Source organism: Roseofilum sp. KMC-1 (assembly GCF_057802075.1).
In genome coordinates, this window is the sequence record NZ_CM173605.1 from 2,390,299 (window position 1) to 2,406,909 (window position 16,611).

At 45.2% G+C, this 16,611-nt stretch carries 17 protein-coding genes and 1 pseudogene; 4 read left to right on the forward strand and 14 right to left on the reverse strand.

Going from position 1 to position 16,611, the window contains the following annotated elements:
- Positions 1–139: 139 nt before the first annotated feature.
- From AC3FZD_RS11230 to AC3FZD_RS11240, 3 genes are all read right to left on the reverse strand, one after another.
- Complete coding sequence (locus AC3FZD_RS11230; protein WP_488740204.1) at positions 140–568, reverse strand: hypothetical protein; 429 nt, start codon at positions 566–568, stop codon at positions 140–142.
- A 22-nt stretch (positions 569–590) separates the two neighbouring features.
- Positions 591–2,261, reverse strand: a complete 1,671-nt coding sequence (gene pyrG / locus AC3FZD_RS11235) for a CTP synthase (RefSeq protein ID WP_488740205.1) — start codon at positions 2,259–2,261, stop codon at positions 591–593.
- A gap of 61 nt (positions 2,262–2,322) precedes the next feature.
- Complete coding sequence (locus tag AC3FZD_RS11240; RefSeq protein WP_283761344.1) at positions 2,323–3,120, reverse strand: Uma2 family endonuclease; 798 nt, start codon at positions 3,118–3,120, stop codon at positions 2,323–2,325.
- 172 nt (positions 3,121–3,292) lie between these two features.
- Here AC3FZD_RS11240 and AC3FZD_RS11245 point away from each other — a divergent pair, with 172 nt between their 5' ends.
- The gene (locus AC3FZD_RS11245; RefSeq protein ID WP_488740206.1) at positions 3,293–4,102 is read left to right on the forward strand and encodes a 2-keto-4-pentenoate hydratase; all 810 of its coding nucleotides are present in this window, start codon (positions 3,293–3,295) and stop codon (positions 4,100–4,102) included.
- 12 nt (positions 4,103–4,114) lie between these two features.
- Here the strand turns inward: AC3FZD_RS11245 and AC3FZD_RS11250 are convergent, their stop codons facing one another.
- Genes AC3FZD_RS11250 through AC3FZD_RS11260 form a run of 3 tightly spaced genes read right to left on the reverse strand, consistent with a single transcriptional unit; the run spans position 4,115 to position 6,669 of the window.
- A complete protein-coding gene (locus AC3FZD_RS11250; protein ID WP_488740207.1) occupies positions 4,115–4,498 on the reverse strand; it encodes a DUF423 domain-containing protein in 384 nt (127 codons plus the stop codon).
- Positions 4,499–4,508: 10 nt separating this feature from the next.
- Positions 4,509–6,014, reverse strand: a complete 1,506-nt coding sequence (locus AC3FZD_RS11255; protein ID WP_488740208.1) for an N-6 DNA methylase — start codon at positions 6,012–6,014, stop codon at positions 4,509–4,511.
- 1 nt (position 6,015) lies between these two features.
- The gene (locus AC3FZD_RS11260; protein ID WP_488740209.1) at positions 6,016–6,669 is read right to left on the reverse strand and encodes a type II restriction-modification system restriction endonuclease; all 654 of its coding nucleotides are present in this window, start codon (positions 6,667–6,669) and stop codon (positions 6,016–6,018) included.
- Between the two features lie 99 nt (positions 6,670–6,768).
- Between AC3FZD_RS11260 and AC3FZD_RS11265 the strand changes: the two genes are divergently transcribed.
- Both AC3FZD_RS11265 and AC3FZD_RS11270 read left to right on the forward strand, forming a co-directional pair.
- Positions 6,769–8,295 (forward strand): phosphomannomutase/phosphoglucomutase, encoded by a 1,527-nt coding sequence (locus AC3FZD_RS11265; protein ID WP_488740210.1) that lies wholly within the window; start codon positions 6,769–6,771, stop codon positions 8,293–8,295.
- Positions 8,296–8,427: 132 nt separating this feature from the next.
- On the forward strand, positions 8,428–8,913 hold the full coding sequence (locus AC3FZD_RS11270) for a DUF29 domain-containing protein (protein WP_488740211.1): 486 nt from the start codon (positions 8,428–8,430) through the stop codon (positions 8,911–8,913).
- Positions 8,914–8,949: 36 nt separating this feature from the next.
- Here the strand turns inward: AC3FZD_RS11270 and AC3FZD_RS11275 are convergent, their stop codons facing one another.
- The 5 genes from AC3FZD_RS11275 to AC3FZD_RS11295 are packed head-to-tail and all read right to left on the reverse strand — an operon-like array spanning position 8,950 to position 13,727.
- Positions 8,950–9,525 carry a Uma2 family endonuclease gene (locus AC3FZD_RS11275; protein WP_488740321.1) on the reverse strand — a complete coding sequence of 192 codons (576 nt, stop codon included), beginning with the start codon at positions 9,523–9,525 and terminating at the stop codon, positions 8,950–8,952.
- A 30-nt stretch (positions 9,526–9,555) separates the two neighbouring features.
- The gene (locus AC3FZD_RS11280; protein ID WP_488740212.1) at positions 9,556–10,131 is read right to left on the reverse strand and encodes a Uma2 family endonuclease; all 576 of its coding nucleotides are present in this window, start codon (positions 10,129–10,131) and stop codon (positions 9,556–9,558) included.
- Entirely contained in the window at positions 10,097–11,110 is a 1,014-nt protein-coding gene (gene hpnA / locus AC3FZD_RS11285) for a hopanoid-associated sugar epimerase (RefSeq protein ID WP_488740213.1), read from the reverse strand. The genes AC3FZD_RS11280 and hpnA overlap by 35 nt, the downstream gene beginning before the upstream one ends.
- Entirely contained in the window at positions 11,110–12,462 is a 1,353-nt protein-coding gene (locus AC3FZD_RS11290; protein WP_488740214.1) for a hypothetical protein, read from the reverse strand. Before AC3FZD_RS11290 ends, hpnA begins: the two co-directional genes overlap by 1 nt.
- 44 nt (positions 12,463–12,506) lie before the next feature.
- Positions 12,507–13,727, reverse strand: a complete 1,221-nt coding sequence (locus AC3FZD_RS11295; RefSeq protein WP_488740215.1) for a glycosyltransferase family 4 protein — start codon at positions 13,725–13,727, stop codon at positions 12,507–12,509.
- Positions 13,728–13,834: 107 nt separating this feature from the next.
- Between AC3FZD_RS11295 and AC3FZD_RS11300 the strand changes: the two genes are divergently transcribed.
- A complete protein-coding gene (locus tag AC3FZD_RS11300) occupies positions 13,835–15,091 on the forward strand; it encodes a metallophosphoesterase family protein (protein ID WP_488740216.1) in 1,257 nt (418 codons plus the stop codon).
- Here the strand turns inward: AC3FZD_RS11300 and bioD are convergent.
- The 3 genes and pseudogenes from bioD to AC3FZD_RS11315 all read right to left on the reverse strand — a co-directional run bounded on the left by bioD (position 15,086) and on the right by AC3FZD_RS11315 (position 16,554).
- Positions 15,086–15,796, reverse strand: coding sequence for a dethiobiotin synthase (gene bioD, locus AC3FZD_RS11305; RefSeq protein ID WP_488740217.1), 711 nt, complete (start codon positions 15,794–15,796; stop codon positions 15,086–15,088). The two genes, AC3FZD_RS11300 and bioD, sit on opposite strands and share 6 nt — an antisense overlap.
- 45 nt (positions 15,797–15,841) lie before the next feature.
- Positions 15,842–16,204: pseudogene (locus AC3FZD_RS11310) on the reverse strand (DUF5615 family PIN-like protein).
- Complete coding sequence (locus AC3FZD_RS11315) at positions 16,201–16,554, reverse strand: DUF433 domain-containing protein (RefSeq protein WP_488740218.1); 354 nt, start codon at positions 16,552–16,554, stop codon at positions 16,201–16,203. Before AC3FZD_RS11315 ends, AC3FZD_RS11310 begins: the two are co-directional and overlap by 4 nt.
- Between the last annotated feature and the right edge of the window lie 57 nt (positions 16,555–16,611).

Consider the following 16,611-nt stretch of genomic DNA (forward strand, 5'->3'; position numbering starts at 1 on the left):
AAAGATAAAGAAAACTTTTGAATTCAATACTAAGTATTTCCTCCTTCTCGATCCTGTATTTCTGTATTAGTGTTCGTAGTACGCTAACTGTCCTCGAAACCAGGCCCATTTTTAGTTTTGAATTTTTAATTGATATTACTCATTCCTCATCCAAGGAATAATGGGTTTGTTCTCGAATATACTCGATCACTTCATGATAAGCTTGCGTGTGAATTTTCGGATTGAGAACAATTTCCGTCTGACTATTCGGCAACCAAAAGGTGAGCTTTTTATTCCCTGGATGATAGGCAAATAGACTAATTTGAATCAGATTAATAAAATAATCATTACGGTCATAGTGAAATTTAATCCAATTCCTATCCTTGCGACTTTCTAAGCAGTGGTGAATATATTTTTGCACTTTTAAGTAACTTTCAGATTCGCCTTGGGGAGTGAGAACAATGGGGGTTTGACTGTCGGGTAACCAAAAGGAAATTTTTCCATTAGTGGCACAAATAAATGTATCTATGCGATCTAAATCGATCACATAAATCTGACGTTCCAATGGAATTTTAGCCCAGAATGCCACCGGTTTACCTCCAGATCATAACTTACACTAAATTTGCTGGAAGTGGGGTTTCAAAATCACCAACTTGCTGTATTTCTGAAGGTTCTAAAGATTCCCCTGTATGGTTTTGGGCAGCTTGGATAAACCCTTGAAATAGGGGATGGGGATGGCTAGGACGAGATTGAAATTCAGGATGGAATTGACTGGCAATAAAAAACGGATGTTGGGGATATTCAATGATTTCGACTAACCGCCCATCGGGAGAAGTTCCACTGATGACATATCCGGTTTCTAAGAAAAGGTTGCGATAGGCATTATTAAATTCATAGCGATGCCGATGGCGCTCATAAATGACTTCTTCTTGATAGAGTTGGGCAGCTAAGGTATTGGGTAAAATACGGCAAGGGTAGAGTCCTAAACGCATGGTTCCGCCTAAGTCTACGACATCTTCTTGTTCGGGTAGTAAATTAATGACCGGGTTGGGGGTTTGGGGTTCAAATTCGGCGCTATGGGCATGGGTTAATCTGGCTACATTTCGTGCCCATTCGATGACACAACATTGCATTCCTAAACATAATCCGAGAAAGGGAATTTGGTGAGAGCGGGCATATTGAACCGCTTTAATTTTGCCATCTACGCCGCGAATGCCAAAGCCTCCAGGAACGACTAAGCCATGGATGCCTTGGAGATATTTTTCATATCCTTCTTGCTCTAAGTCTTCTGAGTTTACCCAGCGAATATTAACATGGGAGTTAATGGTAATGGCGGCATGACGTAGGGCTTCAATGACGGAAAGGTAGGCATCGGTGAGGCGGACGTATTTGCCGACGATCGCCACTTCTAGGGAGCGATTAGAATTAGAGAGACACTGGACGAGGCTTTGCCATTTCTGGAGTTGGGGAGGACGCTGTTCTAAGCGCAGTCGCTCAATGACTTGGGTGGCTAACCCTTCTTTTTCCATTCTTAAGGGCACTTCGTAGATACTGCTGACATCTTGTGCGGGAATGACGCATTCTACGGGGACATCGCAGAATTCGGAGACTTTGGATTTTAGGGAGTCGGGTAGGGGGCGATCGCACCGACAGACTAAAATATCTGGTTGAATGCCAATCGAGCGCAATTCCTTCACGGAGTGCTGGGTGGGTTTGGTTTTCATTTCTCCAGCCGAAGGAATCCAGGGCACGAGGGTAACATGGATATAGATAACTTGATTGCGTCCCACATCTTTACGGAATTGGCGAATGGCTTCTAAGAAGGGTTGAGATTCAATATCACCGACAGTTCCGCCAATTTCGGTAATGAGGACATCGGGGGTGGAGTTGCGGGCTACCCGATGAATACGTTCTTTGATTTCATGGGTAATATGGGGAATGACTTGCACGGTTCCCCCTTGGTAGTCTCCCCGACGCTCTTTATTAATGACGGCTTGATAGATAGAGCCTTGGGTGACACTATTGAGACGAGACATGGAGGTGTCAGTAAAGCGCTCGTAGTGTCCTAAGTCTAGGTCAGTTTCGGCTCCATCTTCGGTGACGAAGACTTCCCCATGCTGAAAGGGACTCATCGTGCCGGGGTCTACGTTAATATAGGGGTCAAGTTTGAGAATGGAGACGGAATAATCCCGTGATTTGAGGAGTCGTCCTAAGCTGGCGGCGAGAATTCCTTTACCGATACTGGAAACTACACCCCCGGTGACAAATACGAACTTGGTCATTTCCCGAACTCTACCCTATTTCTTGCGCTTCCCATTTATTGTGCCACATCGCGCTCGATCATTAGACTTCTTGCTCTGGAGGCTTAATTTCGTCTGGGTTGAGTCCTAGAGACTTGATATAGGCTGCAAGTTGCTCGGCTTTTTGTTCAGCGTCTTGAGCGCGTTGGCGTTGTTGCTCTAGCTCTTCGTCCCTCTCTTGGAGTTGCTCGCTGGGGGTGGGAATCCAGTTTCCTTGAGCATCATACCACCGGAGCCAGAGTCCGTCTCTGCGATCGTAGATGCCTTGCCACAAGCCTAAACCGAGGTTTAATTCATTAAACCAGATACGGCGATCGGGAAGTAGCTGTTCTTGGTAGCGTGCGCCTTGTAAGCGAAATGCCCGCAACCGGTTTTGATAGCGATCGTAAACGACATAATAGGGGATATGTAGAATTTGTTCGTAGACTTCCCATTTGGTGGGAGGTTTTCCGCTTTTGCGCTGGGTGAGTCCTAAGTCTTCTGTTTCGGTTCCCGGAGAGAGGAGTTCGACGACGAGGTAGGGAATGACTCCTTCTTGCCAGATGACGTAACTCCAGCGTAACGTTTCTTGGTCGGTGGAGGGTGTATTATCAAGAACTAAAAACCAATCTGGACGCTTGTACCAGTTGGTATGGCGGGAGTCATAATATAAGTTTAGATCGGTGGCAGTGAAGCATCGATCGGGCCAGTATTCGGCGGGTTTACAAGTAAGGCTTAAGAGGGCGGGTTGAAGGTCATGGAATTCGTCAGGCAAACCGGGTTCCTCCGGGTCTTCACTCGGTAGATCGTACATGGTGGGTAAGGGTTTTTGCCAAGGGGCGGTGCGATCGCCGTAAACCATAATTGACACTTGTTGAAATCATCTTCATCATAGCGCTGGGTGCTAGGGAAGAGGGAATAGGCCTGTGCCAAAATGTGAGATAGTAAACCCATAATTAGGGCGTGGAGTCTAGACGATGATGGTGTGGAGATCGGGGAAATCGCTACTGATAGGCGCTTCTGGGGGCATACTCTTGACAGGAAGTGTGTGGGCTGAGGTGCGTTCGATGCCGAGTGTGGTAGAGCGTTTGGTGGCGGATTATCTTAATGGTACTCCGGTTTCGGCGATCGCCCCCAATTGGACTCTAGAACAAGCCGCCCAATTTCAGCAACAATTTGTACAAGCGCTCATTCCCGAACTTGGCCCCATTGTCGGCTATAAGGCGGCTTTAACGAGTCCCGTGGCTCAGGAGCGCTTTGGGGTTTCCCATCCCGTGCGGGGAACGTTATTACAACAAATGTTACTTTCTAATGGGGTGACGGTTCCCGTTAAGTTTGGCGCTCGTGGGGTGTTTGAAGCAGATTTAATGGTGCGTGTGGCAGATGGGAAGATTAATCAAGCCAAGACTCACCGAGAAGTATTAGAGAGTTTAGATGCCGTGATTCCGTTTATTGAGCTGGCCGATCTGATTTACGATCCCACGGTAACCTTAAATGCCCCTGCTTTAGTTGCCATCAATGCCGGAGCAAGGCTAGGGGTGTTGGGGGAACCGGTGGCACTTGCAGCGACTCCCGCATGGGAAAAGCGCTTAGGCTCAATTGCGGTGGTGGTGGAAGATGGTGCGGGAGAGAAGTTATCGCAAGGAAGCAGTAGCGCCTTATTAGGGCATCCCTTGCAAGCGGTATTATGGCTGAAAGAGGATTTGAACGCTGCGGGAATTCAGCTCAAGCCAGGAGATTTGTTATCCTTGGGAACGATTACTCCTTTAACTCCGGTAAAGGAGGCGATGATGATTCGAGCGCGATATGAGGGTTTGGGGGAGGTTTCGGTAAGGTTTGAGTGATGAATCTTGTGTTTAACCGGCTGTTTTCATCCACAAAGAAACAGCTAAACAGCCCCAACCGATTAAAAAAGCTACACCGCCCAAGGGGGTAATGGCTCCAAGGATTTTAATTCCGGTGACGCTGAGGGCATATAAGCTACCGGAAAAGAGGATAATTCCGGCGACAAATGCCCATCCTGTGGTTACCATCCAGGGGTTTTCCGCCGGTAGGGAAGAGAGCCAGAGGGCAACGAGGATGATGGCGAGGGCGTGATACATTTGGTACTTGGTGGCGGTTTCAAAGATTTCCAGGGAGCGATCGCTCAGTTGTTCTTTGAGCGCATGGGAAGCAAAAGCACCCGCAGCAACGGCGATCGCCGCTAACAGCGATCCTAACGTCAGAAAAATTTGACTCATTCCTCCTCTCCTATCTCTCTTTTGCCTTGATTATAGATGAACTGTCAGGGAAATCATGATATCCTCTTAAGTCCTCCCCTTTACCTAATTCATCTGCTAGTTTAAACAAATCCAGACAATTGAGCAGCGAGGCAGTAATGGGGCGTTTAGCATCCCAAAAAATAAAAGCACTCAAGAATTCTTGGGCAACTTTTGAATTTAATAACTCTTGTAGTAGAACAGCCTCAGATTCCGTCTTGCAAGCAATAAAATAGCAAGTATCATCCAGCATAACCGGTTTTCCTTCATGGGGTGATATCAGACGAAAATCCAGGTTTTTATAGAGTCCAGAAATTGCCACTTTCCAAGGAGAAAAGGAATAATCCCCCACACCAAAAATAGAAAAGGGTGGTTTTCCTTGATAAATAGAGCTTTTGCGCCGGTCAAACAATGTTTGATAGTGATTCAAATATCGCCAAGTTAACGGGGCATCAATAGCAATAGCTTCCGTCTTTGTTCCGACTTGGCGTTGAGTCATCAAGACATAACGCCAAACATTTTTATGATGAGCAAGATCTGAGCTTTTCAACAGAGGATATAAATAATGATTTTCCAGATTTACCTGTTCGCCTAATCCATTTTTAAGGTCTGGAAATTTTCCCTTCAGTTCCATGATTTTAGCACAGTCATGTTTAATCCCCGATCGCCATTGATAAACACTCTTTCCTTGAAGATGCTGCCATCTTTTGAAATGCTCTAAATCCGCAATCAACTGTCCTTCATAAATTCCAAAAGTTGACCGCTTCACCGGATTTTCAAGATCTTCATAAACCCAACAACGATAATTGGGTTTTCCCTGACCTAAATGACACACTAATAGACCTGCATTTACCGCAGCATGAAAATATTTTTTTGTATCAACTAAATAGAGACTAGATTGGAGAATGGGCAACTGATGTTTATGACTATATTCGATGATTTTACGAGCAACAACTGTTTTAGTCAGCAGGGCAACATAACCTGTCTTTTTACCTAGAGATTCTAAAATATACCGCCACATCCATTCAGAAATATCAAAATTGCTTTTACCCGTCAGGGCATTTAATCCACTATATCGATCATTATTCTTTTTTTCTGGTAAATTCTTACTCTCTAAACCACCGAGAAAAGAATTCGTCACCCAAGGAGGATTCCCAATAAATAAAATCGGTTCTGGTAATTGAGTAGTGATCCTTGTCCAGTTAAGATCAAAAAAGTTAGCATTAGCCACTTTTATTCGCTCAGAATAAGGATGATTATACAGTTGATTTTTTACTTGCTCGATATACCGATCATTGATATCATACCCTAAGATAACTTTTACAGAATCAAACCATTCCATAGCCGCTATTAATAAATGGCCTTGTCCACAAGTGGGTTCAATAATCGCTTGAGGTCTAATTCCCTTCTGATACAGCAATTCACAGATTTTATAACTTAATTCCCAGGGCGTTTGAAAATCACCATATTCTTTCTTTGGGCGTTGACTAACTCTCATTTTATAAAACCCTAATAATTCCCGGTATATTACCCGCTTCGGCAATCACACGACGATACTGAAGTCTCCATTGTAAAGCATTGGAAATGGTTAAATAACCTAAATCAGGAGGATGATGCAAAATTTCTTCAGCCAGTTGTTCCGCTTGAATGTCATCTAGAGGAAGCATCCGCTCGGCAAAGAAAGCGAGTAAATCATCTAGGTTAGCATCATTTTCTAAGAGTTTCTGAATTCCCCGTGTTGTTTGGTAGTCTGCTGTCCTTTCTCCGGTGACTAGAACTGAGTGTTGTATTTTCAGTTGACCGGTCTTCGTGTTAGAGTCATCAATCTTATCGTAGACAAAAATCAGCAAGTTATATCCTAACCCATAAATTTTCTGACGTGCAGATTGGAAAGGACAAGAGGATTGGGGTTGCCGATAGCTGGTTACTTTCATATCCACATTTAACCCAGGAAAATCAATTCCTTTGGCTGAACTTCCCCGCTCAAAAGTGTAATTCGTTTCTAGATAGTCTTGAAATTTATGCTCAAAGTAGGTTCCTAGGGCTTTACCATCGGTGACACCATAGAGAGAAGATTCATGATGATTGGACTCAATTTCAGCAAAAAGTTTTGCTTCTTGACATAACAGTTCAAGAGTTAATCTGGGTTTCATAGCCAATGTCATCAATATTTAGTAAATTATCTTAAGCTTAGGGGAAAAGGGAAAAACTTAAGGTAATGTAAAAATTAGCTTTACCTATGCTGACTGGCTATGACTAACGACATCAATTGGAAAAAACTGCAAAATGGCTCGGATATTCGGGGGGTGGCACTTCCTTCTGTCCCCGATGAACCGGTTAATTTAACTGCTCAAGTGTGCCAGAAAATTGGTCAAAGTTTTTGCACCTGGCTGAGTCAAACATTAGAAAAACCGGTTACAGAATTAACTCTAGGATTGGGACGCGATAGCCGGATTTCCGGGCCGGAGCTGATGAGTGCGATGATGGAAGGCATTATCGCCCTTGGCGCTAAGGTGTATGATTTCGGACTTGCTTCGACTCCTGCTCTATTCATGAGTACGGTAACCCCCGGCTTTGAGTGCGATGGAGCAATAATGCTTACTGCCAGTCATCTGCCATCTAATCGTAATGGATGTAAATTTTTTACCGCGAAAGGGGGCTTAGAAAAACAAAATATCAGTGATATTCTCAGCATTGCCTCCAAAACCGACTTTACCCCCGCATCCACCCCCGGAACCATTACCCCTAAAGACTTTATGAGCGTCTACGCGGGACAACTGGTGCAAAAAATCCGCGCAGGGGTGAACCATCCCACGGACTTTGAGCAACCCCTGAAAGGTCTAAAAATTGTCGTTGATGCGGGCAATGGTGCAGGAGGATTTTACGTGAGTCAAGTCCTAAAACCCTTGGGAGCAGACACTACCGGCAGTCAATTTCTTGATCCTGACGGTAATTTTCCTAACCATGTGCCCAATCCGGAAGACGGCAAAGCTATGGATGCTATTTGTGCGGCTGTTCTGGAGCATCAAGCGGATTTTGGTATTATTTTTGATACGGATGTCGATCGCGGCGGAGCCGTAGATGCAACGGGTAAAGAACTGAACCGCAACCGCCTAATTGCCCTGATTTCTGCCATTGTCCTGCGGGAACATCCCGGATCGACTGTAGTGACGGACTCCATTACCTCCGATGGTTTAGCACAGTTCATTACTGAAGACCTAAAAGGAGTCCACCATCGGTTTAAGCGTGGGTATAAAAATGTGATCAATGAAGCTCAACGGTTGAACGCCGCAGGGCAGGATTCTTGGTTAGCGATTGAAACTTCCGGTCATGCGGCAATGAAAGAAAATCACTTTCTGGATGACGGAGCTTACTTGGTAAGTAAGCTGGCGATCGAATTAGCTAAAGCAAAATTAGAAGGGCGATCGCTCACCGATTTAATTGCCAATCTTAAAGAACCCGTTGAAAGCCAAGAATTCCGTATTAAACTCGCCCTAGATGACTTTAAACCCTATGGAAATCAGGTCATTGAAGCCCTCTCTACCTTTGCTAATAATCAACCGAACTGGAGCGTGGTTCCCCATAACTATGAAGGAGTTCGAGTTTCCTGTACTGCTCCAGAAGAAAATGGATGGTTTCTCTTGCGTTTATCCCTCCACGATCCCGTTATTCCCCTGAATATTGAATCAAATGTTAGCGGGGGGATCGCTAAAATTGCTCGTAAATTGCTCACCTTTTTGCAATCTTTTGACGCGCTCGATCTTTCAACGATGAAGTAAAGATAGCGCTAGGGTTCGCTTGTCTGGACATGCATCTGTAGGGGCGAAAAATTTTTCTCCCCTACAAAATCTCTTTTCAAGAATTTGCTAGACTAGGTGTAAGCGGTTGAAGAAATTGAAGGGCTATGAGTGATGAACTTATCACCAGAAAAAGTAACGACACTTTACGAGATCGATTACCTGCTGTGGATTGAAACCACTTTACAACAGTTGCGCGATCGCGATTACAACCAGGTAGACTGGCAGAATTTGCTTGAAGAAATTGAGGATATGGGAAAAAGCGAACGCCGTAGCATCAAGAGCAATCTGACCGTTGTCCTCATGCATCTTTTAAAGTGGGAGTTTCAGCCCGAATTTCGCACCGGTAGTTGGTCGGGAAGCATTACCCAGCATCGCACCCGTATTCTGTACGCCTTAGAAGATTCGCCTAGTTTGAAAAATTATCTCCCGGAAGTGCTGGAAACGGCTTATTCACGGGCACGACAGGAAGCTAGTGATGAGACGCAATTGCCGTTGAGTTGTTTTCCTGTAAGTTGTCCCTATGGAATCGAGGAAGTGTTGGATGATGGGTTTTGGCCAGGTGGCGATGATAGCCTTCAATCCCCAAATCTTGATTAAATGATATCAAGTTGTAGCGTCGAAAATTTTTCACTCCTACAATTTCAACCAACCGAAAATATCGTTTACTGATAATACACATTCTTCTAAATCTGCCAGCACCGGTAAGGGTTCCCTATCATCATTTGCCACTCGATAAATTTTGGGTAAGCCCAACTGAAAAACAGTAATCGATTGAGTTTGAGGGTCAATAAGCCAACCCAATTCTGCACCATTTTGAAGACAAAATAGAATTTTTTCCATCACTAATGTCATCAGTTGATCCGGTGACAAAATTTCAATAATCCAATCGGGATGACGCTCAAAACGATTAGCGATTTCCCCCTCTTCATCTTTGGGCAAATTCTGCCAGCGAATCACCGCAATATCTGGGACAATGGAGCGTCCCGCAAAGGTACAGCGTAACTCAGTTAAAGCATAGGCTAACTGATTAGATTTTGCCTGTTGATTAATGGCAGATGTAAGTTCAACTTGTAAAATACTATGTTTTCCTTGAGGCATAGGCTTTTGAGTTACTTCCCCATTGAAATATTCACTAGCCGGTTTGCTTTCTGGTGATGCCAAAAACTCTTCTAAGCTAATAGCTTGGCGTTTTTCTACTGCTGTAATCATCATCATACCTGCGAGATTGAGCTATTTATATCAAACTTTCAACCAACCGAAAATATCGTTTACTGATAATGTCCATTCCTCTAAACCAGTCAGCATCGGTAAGGGTTCCCTATCGCCATTTACCACTCGATAAATTTTGGGTAAGCCCGACTGAAAAACAGTAATCGATTGAGTTTGAGGGTCAATAAGCCAACCCAATTCCGCACCATTTTGGAGACAAAACAGAATTTTTTCCATCACTAATGTCATTGGTTGATCCGGTGACAAAATTTCAATAATCCAATCGGGATGACGCTCAAAATGATTAGCGATTTCCCCCTCTTCATCTTTGGGCAAATTCTGCCAGCGAATCACCGCAATATCTGGGACAATGGAGCGTCCCGCAAAGGTACAGCGTAACTCAGTGAGGGCTAAAGCAACTTTTTGATCTTCTGCGAATAAGTCAATTTCCCGTGCTAAACGACTTTGCAGGCGACTATGTTTTCCTTGAGGCATAGGCTTTTGAGTTACTTCCCCGTTGAAATATTCACTAGCCGGTTTGCTTTCTGGTGATGCCAAAAACTCTTCTAAGCTAATAGCTTGTTTTTTTTCTACTGCTGTAATCATTGTTAATTGTTAATTGTTCATACCATTCTACTGCATCCTTAATTGCACTTTTAATATCTGACTGGGGTAAGCTCAATTCCCGGACAGCTTTAGAGGCACTATAGTACATCGGATGTTGAGACATACGCACCCCATCTAGGGGAACTGAGGGAGCTTTACCCAGGGGCGCAAGTAGGGTTTCATCAATCCAAGCAACCGTCAGGGGAAGCCATAGGGGAACGGTTTGGGTGGGTGCAGGAATGCCGGTTATTTCTGCTAGATATTCGAGGAAGGTTTTTAGGGTCAGATTTTGGTTTCCGAGGATATAGCGATCGCCGCTTTTCCCTTTTTCTAGTGCCAAAATATGCCCCTTAGCCACATCCCGCACATCAATAAAATTTAACCCCGTATCCACATAAGCAGGCATTTGCCGACGCAGAAAACGAGCGATAATATCCCCCGTCGGGGTCGGTTTGCGATCCCAGGGGCCGATAGGGGTACTGGGGTTAACAATGACAATATCTTGCCCTAGTTTAATGGCTTTGTGGGCTTCCTGTTCCGCCAGATATTTCGATTTTTTGTAATCTCCAATGAGTTTATTGAGGGGACTTTGGTGAGTTTCATCGACCGGTGTTTGGGAATCTCCCACGCCAATAGCTGCCACAGAACTGGTATAAACCGTGCGTTCAATCCCTGCCTCACGAGCTGCCGCCAGTATCTTTTGTGTCCCCAGTACATTATCGTCATAGAGCGCTTTTGCATCCCTTTGCCATAGAGAATAACGGGCCCCACAATGAAACAGAACGTCACATCCAGCCATCTGCTGGCTTAAATTGGGCGTATGGAAATCCCCAGTTACCGTTTCTATATCGAGTCCATGGAGATTACCCATACAACTCTGGGGACGTACTAAAGCGCGAACCCGATCATTCTTTTCCAGGAGCGATCGCACCAAATTCGCCCCGATAAAACCCGTTCCCCCCGTCACAAATGCTTTCATCAAAAATCCACCAAATTCTCCTCAACCCCCTGTTCTTTCAGCCAAGCGATCGCCCCCTCCGGCCCATCCTGGGCCCGTCGCAACAGCGCCCCCCAAGTCAGAACCGCCTTCTGCTTCGGTTTAACGGCGATCGCCCCCTTAATCCGATTCCATAACACCCCCGTATCCGTCGCCAACAAGCGATCGATTTCCTCCCGACTCTCCCCACTCTTATAAACCTCCAAAGCCTCATCCCAGCGCCCATCAACGATCCGCGTTAACACCTCCTGACTCGGAGATGCCCAAGTTTGCTTCCCATTATGGGCACTCAAATAAGCATGACGGTTAATCAACTCCCATTGACCCTGAACATCCACCGACCACTCCGGTAAATTCCATAAACCCTGCAACCGTTCCTTTGCTGGAGTCCATAACCCACTTTTCGCCAACTGCATCGCCTCAGTATATTCAGAAACCTTTAAAAGAGAGCGATCTAGAGAAACTTGTTCCAACTCCACCGGAGCCGGTAAAAACGTCCTCGGCTGTACTTGATACATCTCAAACCGAGGCTCCAAACCCACCGTCTGATTCACCGTCAAAAACGGCTGTTTGGGCCACTTCGGATGCTTCGACCAAACCGGTAACTCATTCGCTGGACTCGTCCAACTCGCAAACGAGGACACATAGGTGGTCTTAGGATTGTAATAAATCATCTGACCATAGAGAATCTCCTTTCCCTCCCTCGTCACCGTCCCCGTCAAATTCACCCACTGGGCCGACTCACTATTAACCAGAGCGCTATTACTCCACTTTAACCCCGTCAACGGTAGGGGTTCATTGGACATTTCCATTTCTAAGTTCAAAGGCTTGAGAACAGATCGCTCTGTCGGGGACTCAATCTCCAGTTGATTAATAAACTGATAGACCGGTTTACGGCGATCGAAGGGTTCCGGATCGCTAATATAACGATAAATCCTTAACTGATCGATCAAGAGACAAGTGGGCGATCCCGGAGCCTCCGGTTGACACCCCTGACGATGGGCAAAAATCGGCAGCATGATATCTTTATAGGGGCCCGCCTTCATCTCCAAGGCATAACCGGGCGTATAACCCGATTGAATCAGTTTCTCCTCAATTTCATCTAAGGTTTGCAGAGACCGACGATTGATTTCCCCTAACTGGGTCGTTTTCGGTAAATATTGATTCACCCAAATCAGAGCATCTGGATTAACCATCAATCTGAACGCGATCCAGACTCCACCCACTACACTACTGAGTCCCAAGATCAACACGATCAGGCCAAAGATAGCCTGTAGGGAAGAAGGCCGTCTGGGGTCTCTTTCCGAAAATACGCTTCTTGTATCCTCATTCATAGATTTTCAGTGCAGATCAATCAGACCGATTTTAATCATTAAGATTAACCTTGAGTAGCAGCAAGGAGCGCTTGTTCATAACGCATACCTACCCGTTCCCAAGTGTACTCCTGTTCAATCAACTCTCGCCCATTACGGGACAGTTTTTTTCTTAAAGGCGGATTCTCAAATAAACGACTAATATTAACCACATAATCTTCTAGGGTATTCGCTCGCAGGGCCCGTTGGGGAATCTCCGGCCCATCAACAGCCAAACCTTCCAAAGCGCGATCGCTTGCCACTACGGGAATCCCCGTAGCCATGGCTTCCAGGGTCTTATTCTTCATTCCCAAACCCTGACGGATGGGAATCACACAAACCGTCGCGCTCTGCAAATATTCCACCAGAGAAGGCACTTCTCCAGTAACGGTGATTCCCGGATGATCTCCAAGAGCGCTGACTTCCGGTACAGGTCGAGTCCCAACGAGCATCAGGGAGGCCTCTGGATAGCGATTTTGCAGTTGAGGAAATACATCTAAACTTAAAAACCGGGCCGCATCAATATTGACTGGATCGTCCATTGCTCCCATAAACACCAATTGATAGCCACCCGGATCTTCTATACGCTTAGGAAACAAGCTTAAATCCACACCATTGCCAATGACGCTAATGCGGCTTTCTGAATTCATCTCCTGGAGGGTTCGTTTATCCTCAGCAGTCATCACCACTAGATGGCGAAACTTACTGATGTAGCGCTTTTCATACTGTCGCAGCAAAGGTAAGTTAATTTGATCTCGAACTTGATTGGGCGAAGTTTTGGTTTCTAACTGATTTTTATGAGTGCGATACACGGAGTTATGGATATTTGCAACTGTTCCATAATGGTTTTGCCACTCTGGACGCACATAAATTTCATTGACTCGATGCTCACAGGTGATGACATCAAAGGCTCCCGCCGCAACAGCTCCATCGATCCACTCTTGCATCGGTTCAGAAAAAATGGCTTTCACATTAGCCGGTGTTCCCTGTTGAAAGAAGTCTTGGAAGCGTTTGAATGTGGATAACTTTCCAGAAGGGGGTTCTGGGGAATGGGGAAAAACGACTAACTCATGGACATACTCCCGTAAGGATTCAAGATCTGTATCACTGACCGCTTGGGTAGGTTGAGTAACCAGGGTGATAGAATGATCTCGACTTAAATATTGGAGTAAATAAAAAGTTCTCATCTGTGTTCTCCCTTCTGTGGGAGGATAAGGAAAGGTGACAGAAAGCATTAAAATTTTCATTGTTTTTTAATTGTGGTATTCAATGCTATCTATTATTCATCATCTCTGATCAAGCATCAATGCTTGTCGAATCTTGCAGAGGCTGCTTTTAGTTCTTACCCTTAAGTATGGCTCGATTTTTACACCTGTCCGATGTTCACTTGGGATTCGATCGCTACGAGAATGCAGAGCGGACGAAGGATTTCTTTTTTGCCTTTCAGGATGCTCTGGAGAAATACGCGATCGCCGAAAAGGTCGATTTTGTGATCATTGCTGGAGACTTATTCGAGCATCGCCAGATTTTACCAGCAACTCTGAACCAGGCCCAGATTGGTTTAGAATTGCTCTCTAGCGCAAAGATTCCGGTGTTGGCGATCGAAGGCAATCATGATAATCTCCCCTATGGAACCAGAACCAGTTGGTTGCGCTATCTTGCTGATAGTGGGTTGCTAATTTTGCTTGAACCCAATGCCGAGCAAGGCTACGATCGGTGGAGTCCAGAAACTCGCTGCGGAGGTTATATCGATCTGCCTTGTGATGTGAGAGTGATTGGATCTCGCTGGTATGGCGCTTCTGCTCCGAAAGCGATCGCTCAGTTGGCAGAATCGATTCAAAATTTGCCCACTCCCCCCACTTATCAGATCATGTTATTTCACCATGGTTTAGAAGGGCAGATTGCTCGCTATTCGGGGGCACTCAAATATGAGGAGTTAAAACCGCTCAAGGATGCAGGAATTGATTATCTAGCCTTGGGCCATATTCATAAACAGTATACGGCCGAAGGATGGATTTTTAATCCTGGCTCTACGGAAGCCAATAGTATTGCTGAAGGGCAAGATCAAAATCCGAGAGGGGTATATTTAGTTTCTCTTGAAGAGGGTAAAATACAGGCGGAATTAAAGCGAGACTATTATCAGCGGCCGATTGTGCGACTTAAGCTGACGGTGAATAAGCAACAAACCCAAGCGGAAGTTGAAGAAGCGGCAGTGGAGAAGGTGAGTAAGGAAATAGACAAGATGAAGGGGGCGATCGTTGAACTGCGAATTGAGGGACAATTAGGATTTAATCGCTTAGATATCAATGTCCGCAAACTACGGCAAAAATTACATGAAACCAGTCAGTCCCTGATTTTTTTACTCAAATATGACGTAACTGGAACTGAATATGAAAGTCCCTTTCCCAAAGGGGGAGAACCCCCCAAACGAGAAGAGATTGAACAACAGGTTTTTGCAGATTTACTGAGCGCAAATACCAATTATCAGCATCAAGCGGAACCCTTGGCGAAAGGATTAAGAGTGCTAAAACAACAGGTTTTAGAGAGCGAACATCCCTCTGTTTTGTATCGCTTTGTCGAGCAATTATTAACCGAACAAGACCCCTCATAAAGGGGCTATAGACCCTGTAATTTTTAAAGGATTAAAAAGTCGCTCTAGGTCAAGATTGGCTGCTGCTTGGGTAAGTTGTTTCAGATCTCTGGGATTTTCTAAATAGGGAATCGTGCCCAAAATTGGCATTTGCGTTAGGGATTCAATCAGGTGAATGGGGGCCCAGTGTTCCTGTTCGGTGGGGGTGCAGGGATGGGTGCAGTTGAGTACCAGTCCGATCAGGGGGACGCGATATTGACGAGCGAGAGCTACATTAGCGACGGTTTGGGCGATCGCCCCCAATTTTACCGGAACCACCAACACCGTCGGTAGTTTCCAGTCCCTAGCTAAGTCGGCGATCACCAACTCATGGGTAATCGGGGAACCCAGACCCCCCAAACCTTCCACGATCGCCCACTCTTTGCTCTCCTGAAGCCTGGTAAACGCCTGCCATATAGGGGCAAGGTCAATGATTCTATTCTCCACTTCTGCGGCGATCGGAGGGGCTACAGGGGTTTGCAGATAGAGGGGAGTAATCGATTCTGGAGACTGATCGAGGGTGAATAAATCCAGGTAAAGTTCCAGATCTCCCACCCCAGATTGAATCGGTTTCATCACCCCAAAAGAGCGCTCTGGATAATAGGTTTGCCAATAGGCGATCAGGGCTGTCGTTAACACACTTTTGCCCGTATCCGTATCTGTTCCTGCGATTAGTAGACTTTTCATCAGTTAGGTTAGTTAGAAGTTAGGTTTATTCCTCACTCGGTCTTATCATTCACTCAACGGCAAGTATTCAATTCGGTCTTGGTATTCTCCAGAAAAGGAAGCTCCTGCAATCATAATTAACTCGGTGAGTGTTCCCCCAATATTCTTAGATGGATCGATCACAAAAATGCCTGGTATGTGGTGTCCTTCTGCCAGATGATCGGCTAAGTGTTTGGGCATCGATTTCCGATTGTTGGTCACCAAGATAAAATTATAGATCTCGCATCAGATTAAAATCTCAGGATCGAGAGTTCCTTTAGGAGGAGCATCTGGATCGCCGATCATTCTCACAACCAGATAGGGAGCTTGACGCATCAGTTGTACCCGGTAAAGCGAAGCAATATGTTCATCTAACAAATATTGAATCATGGTAGAGCCTTCAGCGATTCAGAAGACTTTTTCTGAATTTCTGCTTCTGCTTTCGATTGGCGGAATCTCTGTCTTGCAGGAGAAGGATTTTGTTGTTGTTCTTCTCGTTGTTGACGACAAAACTCTAACCAATCAGCCAAATAAGCACTTACTTCTTCTTTCTGGTGAAGATAGTAAAGAATGGTGGCATAAACCTCTTCTAGGGTAATCGTTTCAAATTGTTTGGCAATTTCTTCGGCAGTTTTGGCGCGGTAAATATACTCGTAAAGAACGCTTTCGATACCGATGCGACTGCCCTTGATGCGGATATCATCAGGGGCAAGAAAATTGAAGTAGTCCCGAATTTGCATAGTCAATCAAGCCGTTTCAGTGTTTTTAGCATAATCAACTTTTAATCCTATGATTAA

Excerpts from the sequence above, each read along its gene's own strand:
- pyrG (WP_488740205.1), bottom strand. The coding sequence starts at position 2,261 with ATGACCAAGTTCGTATTTGTCACCGGGGGTGTAGTTTCCAGTATCGGT.
- AC3FZD_RS11240 (WP_283761344.1), bottom strand. The coding sequence starts at position 3,120 with ATGGTTTACGGCGATCGCACCGCCCCTTGGCAAAAACCCTTACCCACC.
- AC3FZD_RS11250 (WP_488740207.1), bottom strand. The coding sequence starts at position 4,498 with ATGAGTCAAATTTTTCTGACGTTAGGATCGCTGTTAGCGGCGATCGCC.
- AC3FZD_RS11255 (WP_488740208.1), bottom strand. The coding sequence starts at position 6,014 with ATGAGAGTTAGTCAACGCCCAAAGAAAGAATATGGTGATTTTCAAACG.
- AC3FZD_RS11260 (WP_488740209.1), bottom strand. The coding sequence starts at position 6,669 with ATGAAACCCAGATTAACTCTTGAACTGTTATGTCAAGAAGCAAAACTT.
- AC3FZD_RS11265 (WP_488740210.1), top strand. The coding sequence starts at position 6,769 with ATGACTAACGACATCAATTGGAAAAAACTGCAAAATGGCTCGGATATT.
- AC3FZD_RS11270 (WP_488740211.1), top strand. The coding sequence starts at position 8,428 with ATGAACTTATCACCAGAAAAAGTAACGACACTTTACGAGATCGATTAC.
- AC3FZD_RS11275 (WP_488740321.1), bottom strand. The coding sequence starts at position 9,525 with ATGATTACAGCAGTAGAAAAACGCCAAGCTATTAGCTTAGAAGAGTTT.
- AC3FZD_RS11280 (WP_488740212.1), bottom strand. The coding sequence starts at position 10,131 with ATGATTACAGCAGTAGAAAAAAAACAAGCTATTAGCTTAGAAGAGTTT.
- hpnA (WP_488740213.1), bottom strand. The coding sequence starts at position 11,110 with ATGAAAGCATTTGTGACGGGGGGAACGGGTTTTATCGGGGCGAATTTG.
- AC3FZD_RS11290 (WP_488740214.1), bottom strand. The coding sequence starts at position 12,462 with ATGAATGAGGATACAAGAAGCGTATTTTCGGAAAGAGACCCCAGACGG.
- AC3FZD_RS11295 (WP_488740215.1), bottom strand. The coding sequence starts at position 13,727 with ATGAAAATTTTAATGCTTTCTGTCACCTTTCCTTATCCTCCCACAGAA.
- AC3FZD_RS11300 (WP_488740216.1), top strand. The coding sequence starts at position 13,835 with ATGGCTCGATTTTTACACCTGTCCGATGTTCACTTGGGATTCGATCGC.
- bioD (WP_488740217.1), bottom strand. The coding sequence starts at position 15,796 with ATGAAAAGTCTACTAATCGCAGGAACAGATACGGATACGGGCAAAAGT.
- AC3FZD_RS11315 (WP_488740218.1), bottom strand. The coding sequence starts at position 16,554 with ATGCAAATTCGGGACTACTTCAATTTTCTTGCCCCTGATGATATCCGC.